Source organism: Marmoricola sp. Leaf446 (assembly GCF_001424755.1).
Lineage (GTDB): Bacteria > Actinomycetota > Actinomycetes > Propionibacteriales > Nocardioidaceae > Marmoricola.
This window is the reverse complement of record NZ_LMRF01000001.1, coordinates 1,348,865-1,367,935: the sequence shown is the minus strand read 5'-3', so window position 1 is coordinate 1,367,935 and position 19,071 is coordinate 1,348,865. Positions and strand designations below refer to the sequence as shown.

Annotated in this window: 21 protein-coding genes and 4 tRNA genes; 11 read left to right on the top strand and 14 right to left on the bottom strand. The window is 73.4% G+C overall.

Features of this window, described 5'->3' with window-relative positions:
- Positions 1-111 precede the first annotated feature (111 nt).
- On the bottom strand, positions 112-1,044 hold the full coding sequence (pdxS, locus tag ASG49_RS06480; protein ID WP_056538576.1) for a pyridoxal 5'-phosphate synthase lyase subunit PdxS: 933 nt from the start codon (positions 1,042-1,044) through the stop codon (positions 112-114).
- A gap of 21 nt (positions 1,045-1,065) precedes the next feature.
- Entirely contained in the window at positions 1,066-1,701 is a 636-nt protein-coding gene (gene pgsA, locus ASG49_RS06475; protein WP_056538573.1) for a phosphatidylinositol phosphate synthase, read from the bottom strand.
- 100 nt (positions 1,702-1,801) lie between these two features.
- On the opposite strand from pgsA, the gene ASG49_RS19055 reads away from it, so the two are divergent.
- Positions 1,802-1,939 (top strand): hypothetical protein, encoded by a 138-nt coding sequence (locus ASG49_RS19055; RefSeq protein ID WP_200936210.1) that lies wholly within the window; start codon positions 1,802-1,804, stop codon positions 1,937-1,939.
- Between the two features lie 36 nt (positions 1,940-1,975).
- Here the strand turns inward: ASG49_RS19055 and ASG49_RS06470 are convergent, their stop codons facing one another.
- The 3 genes from ASG49_RS06470 to ASG49_RS06460 form a co-directional block, all read right to left on the bottom strand.
- Entirely contained in the window at positions 1,976-2,494 is a 519-nt protein-coding gene (locus ASG49_RS06470) for an HIT domain-containing protein (protein ID WP_056538570.1), read from the bottom strand.
- Positions 2,495-2,496: 2 nt separating this feature from the next.
- Entirely contained in the window at positions 2,497-4,500 is a 2,004-nt protein-coding gene (gene thrS, locus ASG49_RS06465) for a threonine--tRNA ligase (protein ID WP_056538567.1), read from the bottom strand.
- A 101-nt stretch (positions 4,501-4,601) separates the two neighbouring features.
- Positions 4,602-4,673: transfer RNA gene (locus ASG49_RS06460), tRNA-Val, on the bottom strand.
- Between the two features lie 379 nt (positions 4,674-5,052).
- Here ASG49_RS06460 and ASG49_RS06455 point away from each other — a divergent pair.
- On the top strand, positions 5,053-5,478 hold the full coding sequence (locus tag ASG49_RS06455; RefSeq protein WP_056538564.1) for an SsgA family sporulation/cell division regulator: 426 nt from the start codon (positions 5,053-5,055) through the stop codon (positions 5,476-5,478).
- Between the two features lie 42 nt (positions 5,479-5,520).
- Here the strand turns inward: ASG49_RS06455 and ASG49_RS06450 are convergent, their stop codons facing one another.
- Complete coding sequence (locus ASG49_RS06450; protein ID WP_056538562.1) at positions 5,521-6,342, bottom strand: aminotransferase class IV; 822 nt, start codon at positions 6,340-6,342, stop codon at positions 5,521-5,523.
- Positions 6,343-6,523: 181 nt separating this feature from the next.
- Between ASG49_RS06450 and ASG49_RS06445 the strand changes: the two genes are divergently transcribed.
- From ASG49_RS06445 to ASG49_RS06425, 5 genes are all read left to right on the top strand, one after another.
- Positions 6,524-6,596 (top strand) — tRNA-Gly (locus tag ASG49_RS06445).
- Between the two features lie 30 nt (positions 6,597-6,626).
- A tRNA-Cys gene (locus tag ASG49_RS06440) sits at positions 6,627-6,697 on the top strand.
- A 25-nt stretch (positions 6,698-6,722) separates the two neighbouring features.
- Positions 6,723-6,797 (top strand) — tRNA-Val (locus ASG49_RS06435).
- A gap of 688 nt (positions 6,798-7,485) precedes the next feature.
- A complete protein-coding gene (locus tag ASG49_RS19465; protein WP_255355088.1) occupies positions 7,486-7,611 on the top strand; it encodes a hypothetical protein in 126 nt (41 codons plus the stop codon).
- Positions 7,608-7,823 (top strand): hypothetical protein, encoded by a 216-nt coding sequence (locus ASG49_RS06425; RefSeq protein ID WP_056538556.1) that lies wholly within the window; start codon positions 7,608-7,610, stop codon positions 7,821-7,823. Before ASG49_RS19465 ends, ASG49_RS06425 begins: the two co-directional genes overlap by 4 nt.
- A 178-nt stretch (positions 7,824-8,001) precedes the next feature.
- Here the strand turns inward: ASG49_RS06425 and ASG49_RS06420 are convergent, their stop codons facing one another.
- A complete protein-coding gene (locus ASG49_RS06420) occupies positions 8,002-8,298 on the bottom strand; it encodes a hypothetical protein (RefSeq protein WP_056538554.1) in 297 nt (98 codons plus the stop codon).
- 156 nt (positions 8,299-8,454) lie between these two features.
- Between ASG49_RS06420 and ASG49_RS06415 the strand changes: the two genes are divergently transcribed.
- The 3 genes from ASG49_RS06415 (at position 8,455) to ASG49_RS06405 (ending at position 12,711) form a co-directional block, all read left to right on the top strand.
- Positions 8,455-8,922 carry a hypothetical protein gene (locus tag ASG49_RS06415; protein ID WP_056538551.1) on the top strand — a complete coding sequence of 156 codons (468 nt, stop codon included), beginning with the start codon at positions 8,455-8,457 and terminating at the stop codon, positions 8,920-8,922.
- A 122-nt stretch (positions 8,923-9,044) separates the two neighbouring features.
- Positions 9,045-10,835, top strand: coding sequence for a polysaccharide pyruvyl transferase family protein (locus ASG49_RS06410; protein ID WP_056538548.1), 1,791 nt, complete (start codon positions 9,045-9,047; stop codon positions 10,833-10,835).
- Between the two features lie 4 nt (positions 10,836-10,839).
- The gene (locus ASG49_RS06405; RefSeq protein ID WP_056538546.1) at positions 10,840-12,711 is read left to right on the top strand and encodes a hypothetical protein; all 1,872 of its coding nucleotides are present in this window, start codon (positions 10,840-10,842) and stop codon (positions 12,709-12,711) included.
- A 44-nt stretch (positions 12,712-12,755) separates the two neighbouring features.
- Here the strand turns inward: ASG49_RS06405 and ASG49_RS06400 are convergent, their stop codons facing one another.
- The 3 genes from ASG49_RS06400 to ASG49_RS06390 form a co-directional block, all read right to left on the bottom strand.
- Positions 12,756-13,709 (bottom strand): glycosyltransferase family 2 protein, encoded by a 954-nt coding sequence (locus ASG49_RS06400; RefSeq protein ID WP_056539915.1) that lies wholly within the window; start codon positions 13,707-13,709, stop codon positions 12,756-12,758.
- Between the two features lie 97 nt (positions 13,710-13,806).
- Positions 13,807-14,739, bottom strand: coding sequence for a glycosyltransferase family 2 protein (locus tag ASG49_RS06395; RefSeq protein ID WP_082533825.1), 933 nt, complete (start codon positions 14,737-14,739; stop codon positions 13,807-13,809).
- Positions 14,740-14,822: 83 nt separating this feature from the next.
- The gene (locus ASG49_RS06390) at positions 14,823-15,281 is read right to left on the bottom strand and encodes an NUDIX domain-containing protein (RefSeq protein ID WP_056538543.1); all 459 of its coding nucleotides are present in this window, start codon (positions 15,279-15,281) and stop codon (positions 14,823-14,825) included.
- Between the two features lie 135 nt (positions 15,282-15,416).
- Between ASG49_RS06390 and ASG49_RS19050 the strand changes: the two genes are divergently transcribed.
- The gene (locus tag ASG49_RS19050; RefSeq protein WP_200936209.1) at positions 15,417-15,827 is read left to right on the top strand and encodes a lipopolysaccharide assembly LapA domain-containing protein; all 411 of its coding nucleotides are present in this window, start codon (positions 15,417-15,419) and stop codon (positions 15,825-15,827) included.
- Here the strand turns inward: ASG49_RS19050 and ASG49_RS06380 are convergent.
- The 4 genes from ASG49_RS06380 to ASG49_RS06365 form a co-directional block, all read right to left on the bottom strand.
- The gene (locus ASG49_RS06380) at positions 15,802-16,341 is read right to left on the bottom strand and encodes a mismatch-specific DNA-glycosylase (RefSeq protein ID WP_056538540.1); all 540 of its coding nucleotides are present in this window, start codon (positions 16,339-16,341) and stop codon (positions 15,802-15,804) included. The two genes, ASG49_RS19050 and ASG49_RS06380, sit on opposite strands and share 26 nt — an antisense overlap.
- A gap of 17 nt (positions 16,342-16,358) precedes the next feature.
- The gene (locus tag ASG49_RS18880) at positions 16,359-16,679 is read right to left on the bottom strand and encodes a hypothetical protein (RefSeq protein ID WP_056538537.1); all 321 of its coding nucleotides are present in this window, start codon (positions 16,677-16,679) and stop codon (positions 16,359-16,361) included.
- Positions 16,680-16,752: 73 nt separating this feature from the next.
- Entirely contained in the window at positions 16,753-17,754 is a 1,002-nt protein-coding gene (locus tag ASG49_RS06370; RefSeq protein ID WP_056538534.1) for an NAD(P)/FAD-dependent oxidoreductase, read from the bottom strand.
- Entirely contained in the window at positions 17,754-19,034 is a 1,281-nt protein-coding gene (locus ASG49_RS06365; protein ID WP_056538531.1) for an AI-2E family transporter, read from the bottom strand. Before ASG49_RS06365 ends, ASG49_RS06370 begins: the two co-directional genes overlap by 1 nt.
- Positions 19,035-19,071: the final 37 nt, after the last annotated feature.

Genomic DNA, 19,071 nt, shown 5'->3' with positions numbered 1-19,071 from the left:
GCCGGGACCAGGTCCTCGCGCGGTGGCGATGTGCTCGAAGCATGGCGGAGCCGACCCGTCACCACCGACAGATCGGGCAATTCCGCAGGAGTGGGCTATACCGGACCCGAGCTACCAGCCGCGCTCGGCCAGCCGGTGCGGCTGCGGCAGGTCCTCGACGTTGATCCCGACCATGGCCTCGCCGAGCCCGCGGCTGACCTTGGCCACCATGTCGGGGTCGTCGTGGAACGTGGTGGCGGCGACGACCGCGGCGGCGCGCTCGGCGGGGTTGCCCGACTTGAAGATGCCCGAGCCCACGAACACGCCCTCGGCTCCGAGCTGCATCATCATCGCGGCGTCGGCGGGGGTGGCGATGCCGCCCGCGGTGAACAGCACGACGGGCAGCTTGCCGGTCGCGGCCACCTCACGCACCAGCTCGTACGGCGCCTGCAGCTCCTTGGCCGCCAGGTAGAGCTCGTCGGCCGACAGCGCCGCCAGCCGCCGGAGCTCACCGTTGATGGTGCGCATGTGGGTGACCGCGTTGGAGACGTCGCCGGTGCCGGCCTCGCCCTTGGAGCGGATCATCGCCGCGCCCTCGGTGATGCGTCGCAGCGCCTCGCCCAGGTTGGTCGCGCCGCACACGAAGGGCACCGTGAAGCGCCACTTGTCGATGTGGTGGGCGTAGTCGGCCGGCGTCAGCACCTCGGACTCGTCGACGTAGTCGACCCCGAGGCTCTGCAGCACCTGCGCCTCGGCGAAGTGGCCGATCCGCGCCTTGGCCATGACCGGGATCGAGACGGCCTCGATGATGCCGTCGATCATGTCCGGGTCGCTCATCCGGGCCACGCCGCCCTGGGCGCGGATGTCCGCGGGCACGCGCTCCAGCGCCATCACCGCGACGGCGCCGGCGTCCTCGGCGATCTTGGCCTGCTCGGCGGTGACGACGTCCATGATGACACCGCCCTTGAGCATCTCGGCCATGCCGCGCTTGACGGTGGCGGTGCCGGTGGGCTGTCCGGCGGTCTCGGGGGTCTGCTGGGGGGTCTGCTCGGGGCGTGCGTCCATGGGACCCAGGCTACGGCGGGTTCACGACACGCCGGGCCGCGGCTCCTGGTCGAGCGCGAGCGCCTGCCGTCGGACCATCAGCACCCGGCGTACGACGGTCTCGGTGCTGGCCGCGGCGAGCACCCAGATCGTGAGCTGCATCAGCCACGGCAGCCCGAAGATCGCGCCCAGCCCGGTCATCACCAGGATCGCGACCAGGCGGTCGGCGCGCTCGGCCAGGCCGCCCTTGGCCTGCAGCCCGAGCGACTCCGCCTTGGCGCGGGCGTAGGAGGTCACCGCGCCCATGACCAGGCAGTAGAGCGTCAGCGAGGTGTAGAGCACGCTGTCGCCGGGCCCGGCGAAGTAGAGCACCAGCCCGCCGAAGATCGCGCCGTCGCCGATGCGGTCCAGGGTGGAGTCGAAGAAGTTGCCGAACACCGAGACCCGGCCCGTCTTGCGCGCCATCGCCCCGTCGACGAGGTCGCTGAAGACGAAGGCCGTGATCACCAGGACGCCGGTCAGCAGCATCCCCTGCGGGAAGAAGATCAGCGCCCCGGCGCTCACGCCGAGCGTGCCCACCAGCGTGACCACGTCGGGGCTGACGCCGAGGCGGACGAGGAGGTCGATCACGGGCGCCAGCACGACGCCCTGCCAGAAGTTCTTGAACCGGTCCAACATCTCGGGTCGAGAGGCTACCGGTGGGCACGTCCCGCGGCGGGCAGGGGCGTACGGTCGCAGCACGGAGCCAGCCAGGCAATCCGATCCTCGAGGACGCCACATGAGCGACAAGTCGCCGCGGCAGGGCATGACCAAGAAGACCAGCAAGTCCATCAAGGAGAAGCGCGCCGACAAGCGCGGCGCCGCCGAGCAGACGACGCTCCTGGCCAAGGAAGAGGCCAAGGGCAAGAAGCGCTGAGGCCGGCCGGCCCGGGCGCTGCGCCCGGGCCGCGGGTCACCAGGCGGCGGCCAGCAGCTCGCGGGTGTCCGCGAGCAGCTGCGGCAGCGTCTTGGTGCCGCCCACCACGGTGATGAAGTTGGCGTCGCCCGACCACCGCGGCACGACGTGCTGGTGCAGGTGCTGCGAGAGCGACCCACCGGCCACGCCGCCGAGGTTGAGGCCGACGTTGAAGGCGTGCGGCCCGCTCACCTCGCGCAGCACGCGGATGGCGCGCTGCGTGGTCGTCATCAGCTCGGCGGCCTCGGCGTCGTCGAGGTCCTCGAGGTCGGCGACGTGGCGCAGCGGCAGCACCATGAGGTGACCGGGGTTGTAGGGGTGCAGGTTGAGCACGGTGAAGCACCGCTCCCCCGTCGCCACGACCAGGCTCTCCTCGGGCGGCCGGTGCTGGAGCGCGCAGAACGGGCAGCCGTCGTCGGTCGGTGCCGACGGGGCGACGTACGCCATCCGGTGGGGGGTCCAGAGGCGGTCGAAGCCCTCGAAGCCGTCGCGCGGCTCGCCCGAGGTGTGGCTCACGCTCAGACCTGCTCGCGGGAGGCGACCGCCTGGGTGACGCGGGCGATGGCCTCCTCGACCGGGACGCCGTTGTCCTGGCGGCCGTCGCGGTAGCGGAAGCTGACCGCACCGGCCTCGACGTCCTGGTCGCCGGCGATGACCATGAACGGCACCTTCTGCAGCTGGGCGTTGCGGATCTTCTTCTGCATCCGGTCGTCGGAGTGGTCGACCTCGACGCGGACGCCCTGGGCCTTCATCCGCCGCGCCACGTCGGCGAGGTAGTCGCCGTGCCGCTCGGCGATCGGGATGCCCTGCACCTGCACCGGCGCGAGCCAGGGCGGGAAGGCGCCGGCGTAGTGCTCGACGAGCACGCCGACGAACCGCTCGATCGAGCCGAACTTGGCGGAGTGGATCATCACCGGCTGCTGCCGGCTGCCGTCGGCGGCCTGGTACTGCAGGTCGAAGCCGCGGGGCTGGTTGAAGTCGTACTGGATGGTCGACATCTGCCAGGTGCGGCCGATGGCGTCGCGCGCCTGCACCGAGACCTTGGGGCCGTAGAACGCCGCGCCGCCCGGGTCGGGCACCAGCTCGAGGCCCGACTCGGTGCACACCCGCTCCAGCACCGCGGTGGCCTCGGCCCAGTCCTCGTCGCTGCCCACGAACTTGTCGGGCTTGGAGTCGTCGCGCGTCGAGATCTCGAGGTAGAAGTCGTCGAGCCCGAAGTCGCGCAGCAGGCCCAGCACGAAGTCGAGCAGGTGCTTGATCTCGCCGGGCGCCTGCTCGGGGGTGACGTAGGAGTGCGAGTCGTCCTGGGCGAACCCGCGCACCCGGGTGAGGCCGTGGATCACGCCGGACTTCTCGTTGCGGTAGACGTGCCCGAACTCGAAGAGGCGCAGCGGCAGCTCGCGGTAGGACCGGCCGCGAGAGCGGAAGATCAGGTTGTGCATCGGGCAGTTCATGGCCTTGAGGTAGTACGTCGACCCCTCCATCTCCATGGGCGGGAACATGCCGTCGGCGTAGTAGGGCAGGTGGCCCGAGAGGTGGAAGGTCTGCTCCTTGGAGATGTGCGGCGTCCCGACGTACTCGAAGCCCTCCTCGATGTGCCGCTGCCGGACGTAGTCCTCCATCACCCGCTTGATCACCCCGCCCTTGGGGTGGAAGACGGGCAGGCCGGAACCGATCTCGTCGGGGAAGCTGAACAGGTCGAGGTCGCGACCCAGGCGGCGGTGGTCGCGGCGCTCGGCCTCCTCGATCCGGTGCAGGTGGGCGTCGAGCGCTTCCTTGGACTCCCAGGCGGTGCCGTACAGGCGCTGCAGCTGCTTCTTCTTCTCGTCCCCGCGCCAGTACGCCGCGGCGGAGCGCATCAGCTTGAAGGCCGGGATCCGCTTGGTGGTGGGCAGGTGGGGACCACGGCAGAGGTCCTTCCAGACGACCTCGCCGTTGCGGCCGAGGTTGTCGTAGATGGTCAGCTCGCCGCCGCCCACCTCGGCGTCGGCGCCCTCGGCGATCTCGCCGGCCGACGCGCCGCCCTTGAGCCCGATCAGCTCGAGCTTGTAGGGCTCGTCGGCCAGCTCGACCTGGGCGTCGGCGTCGGAGACGACCCGGCGGGAGAACCGCTGGTTGGCCTTGACGATCTTGCGCATCCGGGTCTCGATCTTCTCGAGGTCCTCCGGGACGAAGGGCGTCTCGACGTCGAAGTCGTAGTAGAAGCCGTTCTCGATCGGCGGCCCGATGCCCAGCCGCGCGTCGGGGAAGAGCTCCTGCACCGCCTGCGCCATCACGTGGGCGGTGGAGTGGCGCAGGATGTCGTGGCCGTCGCGGCTGTCGATGCGCACCGGCTCCACGACGTCACCGTCGGCGAGCTCGGTGGCCAGGTCACGCAGCGCCGCCTCGCCGTCGGTGCCGGTCACCCGCGCCGCGATCACGTCGGGGTCGTCGCGGAACAGCTCCCAGGCCTTGGTGCCCGCGGTCACCGTCTGGTCCTGACGCGCGTCGGCGTGGACGAGGACGACCTTGATGTCGGGCACAACAGCTCCTGGGGCGCGGGTACGGCGGACCGGGCGATCGTATCGGCGCGTCGGCGACGGCCGCGCGCGGGCGGCGTACGCCAGGAGGGGGTGGTGCTCGGTGGGCGATACTGGGTTCGAACCAGTGACCTCTTCGGTGTGAACGAAGCGCGCTACCACTGCGCCAATCGCCCGAGCGCATCCGGCCTGACCGGTGCGCGGCACACATTAGCGCACCCGCGACGCCCTCCTCACCCGGCGTCCTCCGGGCCCTCCGCGGGCCGCGGCGGAGGCGGTCCCGACGCGGGTAGTCCACCTGGCGCAGGACGCCTAGTCCCTTTGCGTTACCCCGCCCCCGCCCACCTGGCCAGCCCCACCGACAACCTGACTAGACCAATGCACCACGGAAATAGACCAGTCGCAGAAAATGTGTAGACCACCCCCTGGACAAAAGCCACATTTCGGAGGAACGCCTGTCAGTCAGGCTCGGTATTCAGCAAACTCAGCACATCGCGTTGAGGGCGCGAAGAGGTCCCGTGGAGGGGGCCTCGCAGGACATCAAGGGGAAGCATCATGAAGCAGACCAAGACCGCTCAGGTCATCACCGAGAGCGTCGAGCTGGAGTTCGTGGACCCGCAGGGCGAGTCCACCGCACTGGAGGCCGACCTGGTCTTCGACCCGGCCGACCCGTTCGCGGTCACCATGGTGTTCCGCACCGGCGTGCAGGAGGTCCGCTGGACCTTCGGCCGCGAGCTGCTGGTCGAGGGTCTCTACGAGCCCACCGGCGACGGCGACGTCCACGTGTGGCCCTGCCTGAGCTCCAACGGCTCCGCCGTCGTCATCGTCGAGCTCTGCTCCCCCGACGGCGAGCTGCTCGTCCAGGCCGGCTCCCGCGCGGTCAACACCTTCGTGGGCAAGATGCTCGCCGCGGTGCCGGACGGCCACGAGTCCGCGTTCGTCGACTTCGACGGCGAGCTCGCCCGCATCCTCGCCGACTGACGGCTCCCGCCCGCCCGGCGGTCGGCACCCTCTCGGGGACCCTCAGGGGTCCAGGTGCTCGGCCTCACGCGCCGCCCACGTCTCCATCAGCATCCGCGTGGTCGGCCCCGGCGACGTCAGCTCGCGCGTCCCGTAGCGGTGCACCCCCTGCACGTCGCGGGTCGTGGAGAGCAGCACGATCTCGTCCGCACGCATCAGCACCTCGACCGGCTCGTCGACCTCGGTCACGTCGGCCCACTCGAGCAGGAGCGCCCGCGTGATGCCGGCCAGGCAGCCCGACCCGAGCGTCGGCGTGCGCAGCTCCCCGTCCACGACGTAGGCCACGTTGGAGCCAGTGCCCTCGCAGACGTGGCCGGCGAGGTTGGCGAACAGCGCCTCGGTCGCGTCGTGGCGCTGTGCCTCGGCGAGCGCGAGCACGTTCTCGGCGTACGACGTGGACTTGACGCCGGCGAGCACGCCGCGCTCGTTGCGCGGCCACGGCACGAGGTGCAACGAGGTCGTCCGCGGCGTCGGGTCCATCGCGGTCGCGACCACCACGAGCGTCGGTTGCCCGCTCCCCCGTCCCGACCCGAACGGCGCGGGTCCCGCGGTCCAGGTGATGCGCAGCTTGCCCAGCGCGAGCTCCTCGCGCGCCAGCACCTCGCCGATCGCTCCCCGCACCCGGTCGAGGTCGGGCTCGGGCAGCGCGAGCGACGCCGCGGACCGCTGCAGCCGCTCGAGGTGGCGGGTCAGCGCGAACGGCTGGCCCCGCACCACCTTGACGGCCTCGAACACCCCGTCGCCGACGGTGAAGCCGTGGTCGGCCACCCGCACCGCGGGGGCCTCCGGATCGTCGAGGACCCTGCCGTCCACCCACACCTGCATGCCTCGGACCCTAGTCGCGGCGGCACCCCCGGGCCCCGCACGGCGGCGTCGGGCCGCGTGTCCGAACTGCCCGGGATCGGCCTGCGGAGCGCTCGTGGACGCGGGGGGACCCCCCGAGTTTGTGCTCCCGTCGGGTTCGGCTATGGTTCTGTTCGCACCGCAGGGAGACCGGCGGTCGCAAGCGGACGTAGCTCAGTTGGTAGAGCGCAACCTTGCCAAGGTTGAGGTCGCGAGTTCGAGCCTCGTCGTCCGCTCGGGAACACCCCGTCTTGCCGGGACTCCACGGTGGGTTGGCCGAGAGGCGAGGCAACGGACTGCAAATCCGTGAACACGGGTTCGAATCCCGTACCCACCTCGAACTGAACAACCAGCACCACCCGGGGCGATTGGCGCAGTGGTAGCGCGCTTCCTTGACACGGAAGAGGTCACTGGTTCAAACCCAGTATCGCCCACCAGCAACGACGCAGGTCAGAGGCTCCCACGGGGGCCTTTTTCCATGTCCGGCGTCGCTGCCCCGCCTCGCTGGGCTCCGAGCCTGCTCGACGGCCCGGGCTCCTGCCACCGGCCGGGGTCGGCCTGCCGGTCGCGGCACAGCCGTGGGACGCGGCGACCTTCCCCCGGTCGCCACGCCCCACCGGCGTGCAGTGCCTCCTAGAGGATGGCCTTCAGGATGGCGCGGTTGCCCTCCTTCGGGCCGGCGTCGGCGGCCCCTCCGGCCGCGGGGACGGCCGCCACGGCGGCAGCCACGACGACGGCGAACACTGCTCCACGGATCCTGCGGTTTATCTGCATCTCCTCCACTCCCTCGTCGGACCCCGGCGGTCCGACGACCCAGCCGAAGGTAGGGACACCCGGCCGAGCGGTGCTATGACCCGATTTCGCTATGTATCTACGTGCCCGTCCATGCTTCAGCGGGTAGGAACAACTCTGGTCGCACCGGCCACTGGCATCCCGTACGTCACGGACTGAGCCACATGCCGAATCGGACAATTGATGCTTCAACCGGCTCTTCGGTCGGTCGTGCTGGCGTGGACCCGCCACCGGACCTTCGGGAACTGGTCTCACATGGCGGACGACCTCACGAGCTGCGCCTCCCACGGCGGGGCGGCGTACGCCGGCTCCCCAGGTGGGTACGACGCACACATGACCACCACACCAGCCGAACCCGTGCAGGACCCGGACCAGCAGCCGATCATCCAGCCCGACGAGCCGTCGCAGCCCGACACGACGCCGGGCACCGGCGACCCCGACCTGGACCCCCAGCGATGACCACCGCACCCGTCGAGCCGGTGACCGACCCCGGAGCCGTGCCCGACGACGAGCCCGAGCGCACTCCCGAGGTCAGCCCCGTCGCCCCCGGCGAGGACCCGGGCGCCACCCCGCAGAGCGACCCCGAGGTCGTGCCGTCGGGCCCGCAGGTCGTGCCGGAGCCCGGCGCCGACCCGGACACCGCGCCGGAGACGCAGCCCGCGCCCGTCTGAGGTGGACTGCCGGGGGTATCGGTGTCCCGGCCGTCCACCGACGCGCCGCCCGCCGATCCCCCGGAGTCCCCGTGTTCCTGTTCTTCAGCAACCGCCTCGGCTGCTTCGGCTCCCTGGTGCTGTCCGCCGTCGTGACCCTGGTGCTGGTGCTGCTACTGACCCGATGACCTGAGGAAGCTCAGGCGCCGCCGTTGTCGCCGCCGAGCGAGCCCGGGGTCGTCGGCTGGTCGGGCTGGCGGTCGCCGAGCGAGCTGCCCGTGCCCTCCCCTGCACCCGTCGCCGCCTGGTGGGCGGGGCACTCCGGGTCGGGGCACCGGTCCTCGAAGACCGCCGCCGCGACGTCGGCCGTGGCGCCTACCTCGTCGGGCGAGTCGGCGGCGAAGTCGACCGCGACCTGCTGCAGCCGGGTCCCGCACGTCGGGCAGTTCTCGGGCCACTCCTGCTGGTCGTCCGCCGGGGACGTCTGCTCGCTCATGACTGCACGCTAGCCCGGCGCCCGCCGCGGCGAGACGGTGGTCACAGCGGCGGGGCGGTCGGCCCCGCGTGGGAGGCGCGGCGTTGGGTACGCACCAGCCGACACCACGCAACCGGGCATTCCGGGCGCACCACCAGCTTCCCCAGGCGGCCCGGCATGAGACTCAGCGACACCCGGCACGAGACGCAGCTGCTCGACCAGCTCACGCTGTTCCTGCGCCAGCGGGTCCGCGACCAGGTCGGCACCGCCGACGTCGGTGGCACCGAGGGACGCCTGGCCGAGCTGCGCACGCTGCGGCAGCTCCAGCTCGGGCAGGCCGAGGCGCGGACGCACCCGGAGCGACGCGGCAGCGTGATCGCGCGGTTCCGCCGGCTCGCGCTGGTCCACCGGCGCCACGCCGACTTCGACGCGTCGTGGGTGATCGGCTCGCCCGACACGGTCGTCACCGACGCGCTCGAGCTGCTGGTCGAGCACGAGCGGCTCGACCTCGCGGCCGCCGCCACCCTGCTCACGTCGTACGCCGAGGAGCACCGCACCGACCTCGTCGAGGTGGCCGCCCGGCTGGTCGCCCTCCACCGCCCCGCGGGGCGATCCACCGACGAGGCGGCCCTGCGACCCGCCTGACCGGACCACGTGGGCGGTGCCGAACCGCCGTGTCGGCGTCGTCCCGGCCCCTCCTCTGAATGTAGACTGGACCACTGCACTTTGGTCCGACCCGGGACCGGGGCAGTCCACGTGAGGGAACCATGGGCCACACCGACGTCGTCGTCTGCTCGTTCTACACCGCTGACGACTACTACCGCGACCACGCCGAGAAGCTCCGCAAGAACCTCGCCGACCTCGGTGTCCGCTGCGAGCTCGAGGAGGTCGTCAAGGCCCCCGGGGAGGACTGGGCCGACATCTGCCGGCGCAAGATCGCCTTCCTCGGCCGCGTCTGCGACCAGCACCCCGACGCCCGGGTCTTCTGGATCGACGTGGACTGTCGGCTGCACGACCTGCCGGCGTACGTCCGGGACGCCACCGCCGACCTCGTGGGCTTCCAGCGCGGCTTCAGCGCTCCGACGACGATCGGCTACGGCAACCGCACCCGCTTCTGGGAGCCCTGCTTCTTCGGGATCGGCACCAGCCCCGCCGCCCGCAGGTTCGTCGCCGACGCCGTGGCGCTGGAGGCCTCCTCGACGCTCAAGGCGACCGACGACTACTTCTTCGAGGAGTCCTGGCGCCGCAACGCCGGGTCGCTGAGCTTCCAGGTGATCCCCTCCGCCGCGGTGGTCGGTCGGGCCGGGGCCACCGGGGTGTCGACCTTCTTCACCTTCGGTTCCAGCGGCAACGTCGCGGAGTTCCGGACCAAGGTGGTGCAGCACGCCGCGGTGCAGGGCCCCTCGCGCCGCACCGAGGCCTCGCGACGGTGGGCGCTGCGCGCCGCCAAGGCCGCCGAGCGGCGGCTGAGCAGCCGGTCCGGGCGGCTCACGGACCGGCTGCGGGTGGTCGCCGACCGCTCGGGCCTGACCCACGTCCTCACCCAGGGCGCCCACCGCCCCGCGGGCAGCTCGCGGCACCGGCAGGGCCTGGTCAACCAGATGGTGGTCCAGGGACAGCGCGGTGACCTCGAGGGCGTGCGTGCGCTCGTGTCCCGGCTCGACGCGGCCGGCACCCCCACCCCGGCCGAGGCGGGCGCGCAGCGTGCGGCGGAGTCCTTCGCGCACCTCGCCGCGGGCGCCGGAACGGGCGACCCCCTGCCGCTGAGCTGGTGGGTGTGGCCGTTCCCCGGCAACTTCGGCGACTGGCTGAGCCCGCTGGTGCTGCAGTCGGTCTCGCAGCGCCCGGTCACCTTCCTCTCCCCCACCGCACCCACGCTGCAGCCCCACCTCGTGATGGTGGGATCGATCGGGCGCTTCGTGCGCTCGCGCTCGGTCGTGGTCGGGACCGGGATCTCCTCGGAGGAGATCGAGCTCGACGGCCGCGCGCACTACGTCTCCCTGCGCGGCCCCGTCACGGCCGACCTGCTGCGACGGCAGGGCGGCCCCGCGGTCGCCAGCCTGGGCGACCCCGGCGTGCTGCTCTCCCGGGTGCTGCCGATCGAGCGTGGCCCCCACAACGGCCGCGTCGCCCTGGTGCGTCACTTCAAGCACGCCGGCCTGCCGCTGACGCTGCCCGACGACATGGACGAGCTCAGCGTCCTGGTCTCCCACCCCGAGGAGATCCGCGCCTTCCTCGAGCGGCTCGCGGGCTACCGTGCCGTCGTGACCAGCGCCATGCACGTGATGATCGCGTGCCACAGCTACGGCATCCCGTGCGCGCTGGTCGGCTTCCGCGGCTTCGAGGACCTCGTCCACGGCACCGGCATCAAGTACCGCGACTACGCCCTCGGCGCCGGCCTCTCCGGGGACTGGGAGCCCGTCGTGGTCGACCTCGACCTGCGACGCACCCGTCTGGACGACCTGCTCCGCGAGGTCCGGATCGGCGAGGACAAGCTCGACGAGGTGCAGGCCGCCGTGGCCGCGGGCATCGCGGCGTACGACGGACGCCGGGCCTGAGCGCGTGTTCCGCGACCTCCTGGGTGCCTTCACCGGGCTGTTCACCGAGCGGCGCAGCCGCCTGGAGGTCGCGGCGCTGCTGCTGACGATGGCGATGCTGCCGGTCACCGAGCTGCTCGTCACCCGGATGTTCTCCCAGCTGGTGCTGCACGGCGCCGAGCGGCTGGAGACCGGGCGCACCGCGCTGCTCCTCGCCGGGGCGGGCTTCTTCGCGGCCTTTGCGCTCAGCCGGGCCCTGCACCACGTGGTCCGGCTCAACCGGGTACGGGTGTTCCGGCGCGGCTTCGAGTCCTCGCAGACCGCCCGGCCCCGCCACCAGGAGGCGTGGAGCTGGGCGTCCGCCTTCGAGCTCTCCACCGCGAGCGTCGCGCTGATCCAGGTGGTCGCGTTCTGCCTGCTGTTCGTCTGGCTCGACCCCCTGTTCGGGGTGGTCAACATCGGCATCGGCGCGGCCGTGCTCGCGCTGGTGGCCGTGATCTACCGCCGCCAGCTCGCCCGCCAGCTGGCCTACCTCGCGGAGGGCCGCGACACCGCCACCGGCGTGGGCGAGCGGGTGGGGCGTCGGCTGCGCGACGCCGAGCTCGGCGCGGTGCTGGCCAGCCTCGCGATGGCCCTGGCCCTGGCCCTGGTGCTGCTGCGTGCCGTGACCGGGTCGATCGCCGGGGCGGACGCGATCGTGCTCTTCATCGGGCTGCGGATGATGTACAGCCAGGTCGGCCACCTCTCCGCGAGCGCCATGCGCTTCGCCCGGGTCGAGGCGCGGCTCACCGCGGGCGGCCGGGGCGGGGACGCGGACCCCGACCCGGACGACGAGACCGACGGGGACGACGAGGAGGACGCCGACGACGAGGCCGCCCGCGCCGAGTTCGACCTGCCGCCCGCCAACCCGACCCCCCACCGTGCCCGGCTGGTGCGGCAGATGCTCCAGGCGGGCCAGGGCGGGGACCTCCCCCAGGTCGAGGCGTACGCCGCCCGGTTGCGCGCCACGGCCCGCCCGCGGCAGCAGGAGCTCGACGATCAGGAGGGAGCCGAGGCGTTCGCCCACCTCGCCGCCCCCGCCGAGCGCGCCGGGGCGCTGCCCGTGCTGTGGTGGCCGCGCCCCTTCCCCGGCACGGCCGACAACTGGCTCGCCCCGCTCCTGGTGCGCCGCGTCGGTGGCCACCCGGTCACCTACCAGAAGCCCGCCGTCGCCACCGAGCGGCCGCACCTGCTGGTGTCCGGGTCGGTGCTGTCCCACGCCCAGCGCAGCAGCGTGGTGGTGGGGGCCGGGGTGGCGTGGCCCGACGAACGTCCCGCCCCGGACGCCCACTACCTCGGCGTGCGCGGGCCGCTGAGCGCCGAGGCGCTGCGGCGCGCGGGCGGGCCTGTCGTCACGGCGTACGGCGACCCGCTGGTGCTCGCCGGCCGGCTGCTCGCCCTGCCCCGCCCCGCCCCGCACGGCCGCCTCGCGCTGCTCCGCCACGTCAGCCAGTCCCGGCTGACCCTCACGCTCCCCGACGGCGTCGACGAGGTGAGCACCCGGGTCTCGCGTCCCGACGACGTGACCGAACTGCTGACCGACCTCACGGCGTACGACGGGGTCGTGACCAGCGACCCCGGCGTGCTCGCCCTGTGCCTGGCCCTCGCGCTGCCCTGCGCGACGGTCGCCCTGGAGCCGCGCGACGACCTCGCCCACGTGGTGCGCGACCTCGCCCTGGGTCTTGGTCTCGACGAGCCCGTCGTGCACCCGCTCGGCCCCGACCTGCGCCGGACCGACCTGGAGAGCCTGCTGGAGACCCGCGTCGTCGACGCCGCGGTCCTCGACGCCGTGCAGCGGCGGCTCGAGGACGCCGTCGAGCTGGTGGCCCGGGACGTGCCCGCCGACCTGCCGGCCTGACCCGTCGGGACCGTGCGGGCCGTATCGGGCCGGTTCGGGCCCGGTCAGCGGGACCGGAGCACGAACCCGCTCCCCCACGACAGGTGCATCACCGCCAGCGCCAGCGGCATCCGCCACGCCACCGCCCGCGGCAGTCGTCGCACCCGGGCCAGGGCCAGGCCCAGCACCGCGACCCCGCCGACGTAGGCCGCCGGGACCAGCAGGCCCAGCGCCAGCCAGGCGCCGAGCACCGGGGCGAGCAGCCCGGCCAGCAGCCCGGCGAGGATCGCCAGCACCGCGACGGGTGGCGCGAGGTAGCGCGGGTCGACGGTGCCGCGGTGGGTCTCGATGACCCGTCGCCGCCAGCCGCCGGTGCGGAACTGCTGCTGGGCGAAGCTGCGCCAGCTCGACCGCGGCCGGTAGGTGACGGCCAGCGCGGGGTCGAACCACACCGTGTGCCCGGCGAGCCGCAGCCGGTGGTTGAGCTCCCAGTCCTGGGCGCGCAGGAAGTGCTCGTCGTATCCCCCGACCCCGACGAGCGCCGCGCGCCGGAACGCACCGAGGTAGACGGTCGGCTGCGGCCCGGCCTCGCCGCCGACGTGGAACGCCCCGCCGCCGATCCCCAGCCGCGAGCTCATGGTCACGGCCACGGCCTGCGAGACCGGGGTGTCGCCCTCGGGCACCATGCGGCCGCCGACGTTGGCGGCGTCGGTGGACTCCAGCAGCGCGACCACGTCGACGAGGTAGCCCGGCGGCAGGTGGGCGTGGCCGTCGACCCGCACCAGCACGTCGTGCCGCGCGTGCGCGATCGCGGCGTTGAGACCGTGCGGCGTGGCGCCCGCGGGGTTGCACACCACGCGCACCCGCGGCTCGCGGGCGGCCAGCCGCTGGGCCTCGCCCCAGGTGTCGTCGGTGGAGGGGGCGACGGCGAGCACGACCTCGAGCTCGCCGGGGTAGTCCTGCTCGAGGACCCGGGCCACGCTGGCGGCCAGGTCGGCCTGCTCGTCGCGCACCGCCATGAACACCGAGACCGGCAGCGGGGTGAGGACGTCGGTGCCGGCCGGACCGGGTCGGCGCTGGGCCGGCACCACCGGCTGCGGGAGGAAGGTCGTCACCTCACACCACCGGCGGGCGGCCGAGACGGGTCATCCGCCACACGGTGCGCCAGCGCAGCGGGCGGCGACCGCCCGGGTCGACCCGCCAGCCCTCCCACCAACCGGCGGTCCACGGTCGGAGCGAGGCGCGCCCCTGCGGGGTCCCGACCGAGCGGAGCAGCTGCACCAGCGTCCAGGTCGCGACGTAGGCCCAGGTGAACGGCCAGCGCAGGTTGCGACGGGCCAGCCACACCCGGTGGCGGGCGTTGAAGCGGTGGTACGTCGCGTGGCGGGCCGGGTCGATCGGGGGGTGCAGCGCGACCAGGTCACCGACGTAGCGGACGCTGAACCCGGCGTCCCACACCCGCCAGACCAGCTCGATGCCCTCGTGGGCGTAGCGGTAGACCTCCGGCCAGCCACCGGCGGCGAGCAGCGCGTCCCGGCGTACGACGGTGGCGCCCTCCCACAGCACGAAGGCCGGCGACGAGCGCCGCGGGTCGCCGGTGCGGACCCGCGGCACCCAGCGGGTCGGCGCCTCGCCGTACGTCGCCTCGACCCGCGGGTGCACCAGCCCCAGTCCCGGGTCGGCGGCGAAAAGGTCGACCGCACGGGCGAGGTAGTCCGGCCCCGCGGGGCGGGCGTCGTCGTCGAGGAACAGCAGCAGCCCGCCGGAGACGTGGGGCACGCCGGCGTTGCGACCGGCCGGGATGCCGTCGTCGACGGGCAGGGCGACCCCGCGCACCCCGTCAGGCAGGCCGGTCGGCTCCCAGCCGTTGCCCACGACGACGACGTCGCACGTGACGCCCTGCTGGCCCAGCACGGCCGCCAGCCCGGCGGCCAGCTCGTCGGGCCGGCGGCCCTGGGTGAGGACCACGACGCCGACGTCGGCGAGGGGTCGGGGGGCGCCCGGGGACGTGGCTCCGGGGAGGCTCGCGAGGGTGCTCGTGCGGGTCATGCCCCAAAGTCTACAAAGTAGATAGGAGTTAGCGGGTATTCGACACGACGACGAGATGAACTCCCGCCTCGGAGCCGACGTCCTCAGGGCAGGAGCAGCTCCTCGCGCAGCCGCGGCCACACCTCGCGCAGGCCCGGGTGGAGCCGGTAGGAGCCGACCCGGTCGAGGTCGACCCACAGGGTGCGGTCGGCCTCCCAGCTGGTCGCGCCCGCGCTGCGCAGCTCGGCCAGCTCGGGGCGCGGCGCCTCGGCGATGACGTAGGTGTAGGACCAGGTGCCGTGGTCGGTGCCCACGACGGTGCGCGAGACCGCCAGGTCGCCGGCTCGCAGCCCCGCCTCCTCGTGCGCCTCGCGCAGCGCCGCGTCGACCGGGTCCTCGCCTCGCTCGATGGCGCCGCCCGGCACGCTCCAGGTGCCGCCGCTGTGGACGTGCACCGAGCGCTTCTGCAGCAGCACACCGGTGCGCCCCGGGTCGGTCAGCAGCAGCCCCGCCGCGCCGTAGCGGCCCCAGTGACGCTGGCCGCACGAGCACTGGAGGAACACGTGCCGATCCTGACACCCCGACCCAGCCGGGCCTCCTAGGCTGGGGTGCCGGCGCACGCGTGGCCGGCGGCTCCCCGGGTACGACACCGGGAGCGAGATCGACCCGAGATCGACCCACCCACGCAGGAGCAGACCGTGAGCACTGAGCACCCTTCCCCCACCGAGCCCGGCTCCCCCGCCTCCGCGTCCACCGACGAGGCCCCCGCCACCCGGTCGACGGGACCCGGGTCCGGGTCCGGGTCCGGCTCCGGGTCCGGCTCCGGGTCCGGCTCCGGGTCCGGCAAGGACCCGCTGCGCGGCTCGCGCACGAGCGGCATCTGGTCGGCCACCGTCGCGCTCATCGTGGTGCTGATCCTGCTCGCCGTCTTCATCCTGCAGAACACCCAGCGGGTGGAGGTCAGCTACTTCGGCTGGACCGGCCAGGCACCGCTGTCGGCGACGCTGCTGATCGCCGCCGCGGGGGGCGCGCTCCTGGTCGCCTCGGCGGGGGCGCTGCGCATCCTGCAGCTGCGCCGGCGGGTCAAGAAGGACCGCAAGCGCCGCTGAGCCCCGGGCGGCCGGCCAGCGCGGCGAGCTCGGCGAACCACGACAGCCGGTCCACCCGGCCGTCGTAGTCCTTGCGCTGGTTGGCCCCGCTGGTGCCCGGGAGCACGAACACCTGGGCGCCACCGACGTACCACTCCTGCGGGCCCAGCCCGGGCGGCCGTCGTCCCTCGGCACGGGCCACCAGCGCGGCCACGGTCTTGCTCGTGAACGCCAGCCACTCGGGCTGCCACGCCTCGACCTTGGCGACCAGCTCCGCCACGGCGTACGACGAGGGCCGGGTCCACTCCTCGCCCGTGCGGACCAGGTCGGTGCTGCCGAGGCCGTACGACGGCAGCGCGGCCTCCTCGTCGGCGCGGAGCAGCCGCGGGGTGAGGGAGCTGTCGTGCAGCAGCGACCAGAACCGGTTGCCGGGCGCGTCGTAGCGGTGCTCGCGCGCCTTGGAGCTGTCCACGCCGGCCCGGCCGCAGAAGACCACGACCGGACGGTCGCCGACGACGTCGGGCAGGACGTGCACCGCGACCGACGCCTGCGTCAGCGCGTGCCGGGGTCGTCGGACCCGGCGTCGTCGAGCCGCGGTGTGCTGCGCAGCCGCGGGTCCTGCACGTCGCCGCGCCAGAGCTGGTCGAGGGAGGAGACGTGCACCCGGGAGCCGCCGTCGGCGTGGTCGCTGATCACGGCCTGGATCGTGGCCGGGGTCGAGAGCTGGTCGTCGTCGACGGTCCAGACGAGCCGTTGCCCGGCGTCCCAGACGCCGACCAGCGTCCAGCCGGCGGCTTCGATCGCGGTGCACAGGATCGTGCTGACCACGGACGGGGGCTCCTCGAAGACCTCGTCCAGCTGGAGCGGTGACACGGGTTCCCCGTTTCGTCGTGAGGTCCCTACGTGCCCGAAGCGCGCCCGGCCATGCGGCGGGACGGGAACTGCTCTAGGCCGGGCGGCCCGCGCGAGCCGACCGGAGCTCGCGGGCCAGGGCCGTGCCGAGGTCGTCGCCGGAGATCCAGGCGCCCTCCACCTTCGAGACCGGACCCCAGCCGTCACCGCACACGCCGACCCCGTCGCGGAGGTGGTGCGTGGGCAGCCGCCGCCCGGTCGGGCGCGCGAGCGACCACCGCTGCACCCGGGTCGTCACCGGGTCGCCGACCTCGAGGTGGCGGCCCAGCGCCGCGAGCATCGCGGGGCCGGCCGCGGCCGGGTCACCCAGGTGCCGGGCCGCGAAGTCCGGCGTGGAGTGCGCCACCAGCACGGGCGCGTCGTCGCCGCGGCGGCGGCCGTCGTCGGCGACCCACGCCAGCACCTCGTTGCCGTTGACGAAGGCGCCGTCGAAGCGCTCCCCGCGGTCCCACGTGCGCGCGTCGTACGCCGCGGTGAGCGCCAGCACGGGCTCGCTCTCCCGGGTCAGGACGCCCCGGACCTCGTGCAGGTCCTGGCCCAGCAGCCGGCGGGCCTGGGCGTCGGGCATCGCCAGCACGACCGCGGCCGCAGGCACCCCGTCGACCTCCAGGCCCCCGGAGCGGCGGCGGACCGTCCTGACCTGCCGCGGCCGCACGTCGATGCCGCGGGCGAGGTCCTCCACCAGCGAGCGGCTGCCGCGCGCGGTGCCCCACCGCACGGGACCCTCCTTGACCTCGGGCTCGCCGTAGCCGAGCACGTGGAACCGGTCGGTCCACTCGTGGGCCAGCCCCGAGGAGCGCCACTCGCGCACCACGGCGGCGAAGCGGCGGTCCGAGACGGTGAAGTAGGACGCCCCGGTGTCGACCGGGCGGCCCGCCACGGTCCGGGTCGCCATCCGGCCGCCGACCCGACGGCCGCGGTCGAGCACGTGGACGTCGAGGCCGGCCGTCCGCAGCCGGCGGGCGCACGCGATGCCGGCGATGCCGGCGCCCACCACGACGACGGGGCCGGTGCTGGTCGTGGGTCCGGTGCCCATCAGGACACGGCCGGGGCGGTCGGGTGGTCGTCCTCGCCGTCGTCGACCGCGCGGTCGTCGTCGGGGTCGCGCTGGGCGCGGGTGAGCTCGTCCTCGCCCTGGCGGGTGCTGGCGTCGGGCTCGTCGCCGGAGGGTCCCCCGGCCAGGTAGGGCGGGTTGTCGCCCGGGGTCGACTTGTCCTCCACGACGTCGTCGAGGTAGCGCAGCACGACCGCGACGACCGCCACGACGGGCACGGCCAGGAAGGCGCCGGTGATGCCGAACAGCGTCGAACCGAGCGTCACCGACAGCAGCACGACCGCCGGCTGCAGCTGCATCGACTTGGACTGCAGCCACGGCGAGAGCACGTTGCCCTCGAGCTGCTGCACGAGCAAGATCACGACCAGGATGATGATCGCGCCGGTCAGGCCGTTGGAGACCAGCGCGACCAGGACGGCGATGAAGCCCGCCACCACGGCACCCACGATGGGGATGAAGCCGGCGAAGAAGGTCAGCACGGCCAGCGGCACCGCCAGCGGGACCCCCACGAACAGCAGCGCCGTGCCGATCAGCACCGCGTCGATGAGCGAGACCAGCGCCTGGGTGCGGATGAAGCCGCCCAGCGTGCGCCAGGACCGGTTGCCGACCTCCTGGAGGTGGCCGCCCGCGCGGGGCCCGGCGAGCCGGCGCAGCCACGGCAGGAAGCGGCGGCCGTCCTTGAGGAACAGGAAGGTCAGGATCAGCGTGATGATCAGCGTGATCAGTCCGTTGGTCACCGCCGAGACCCCGGTGAGCACGCCCGAGGCGATCGAGGACGCCGAGCCGCTGATCTGCTCCTGCAGCTTCTGCAGCCCGTTGTCGATCTGCGCCGAGGAGACGAAGTCGAGCCCCTGCACGTAGTCCTGCAGCTTCTGCAGACCCGCGTTGGTGCTCTTGACGATGTCGCCGCTCTGGCCCGCCACCGACGGCGCGATCAGGAAGCCGGCGACGACGAAGACCCCGAGGAAGCCGATCAGGGTACCGGCCGCCGCGAGGCCGCCGGGCACCCGCAGCCGCTCGCGCAGGAGCTTGGAGACCGGGGCGAGCACGGTCGCCAGCACCAGCGCCAGGACGACGGGGAACAGGATCGTCCAGGTGTACTTGATGATCAGTCCGACGACGATCGCCGCCAGCGTCACCAGCACGAGCCGGCCGCTCCAGGTCGCCACCCACGCGAGACCGCGGCCGATCACCTTCTCGCGCGAGGGCACGGTGTCGCCCTGCGACGGTGGGGTGGGGGTGGGCGCGCCGGACTGGTCCATGAGGACCAGCCTCGCACCGGCCCCCGTGCACGCACGA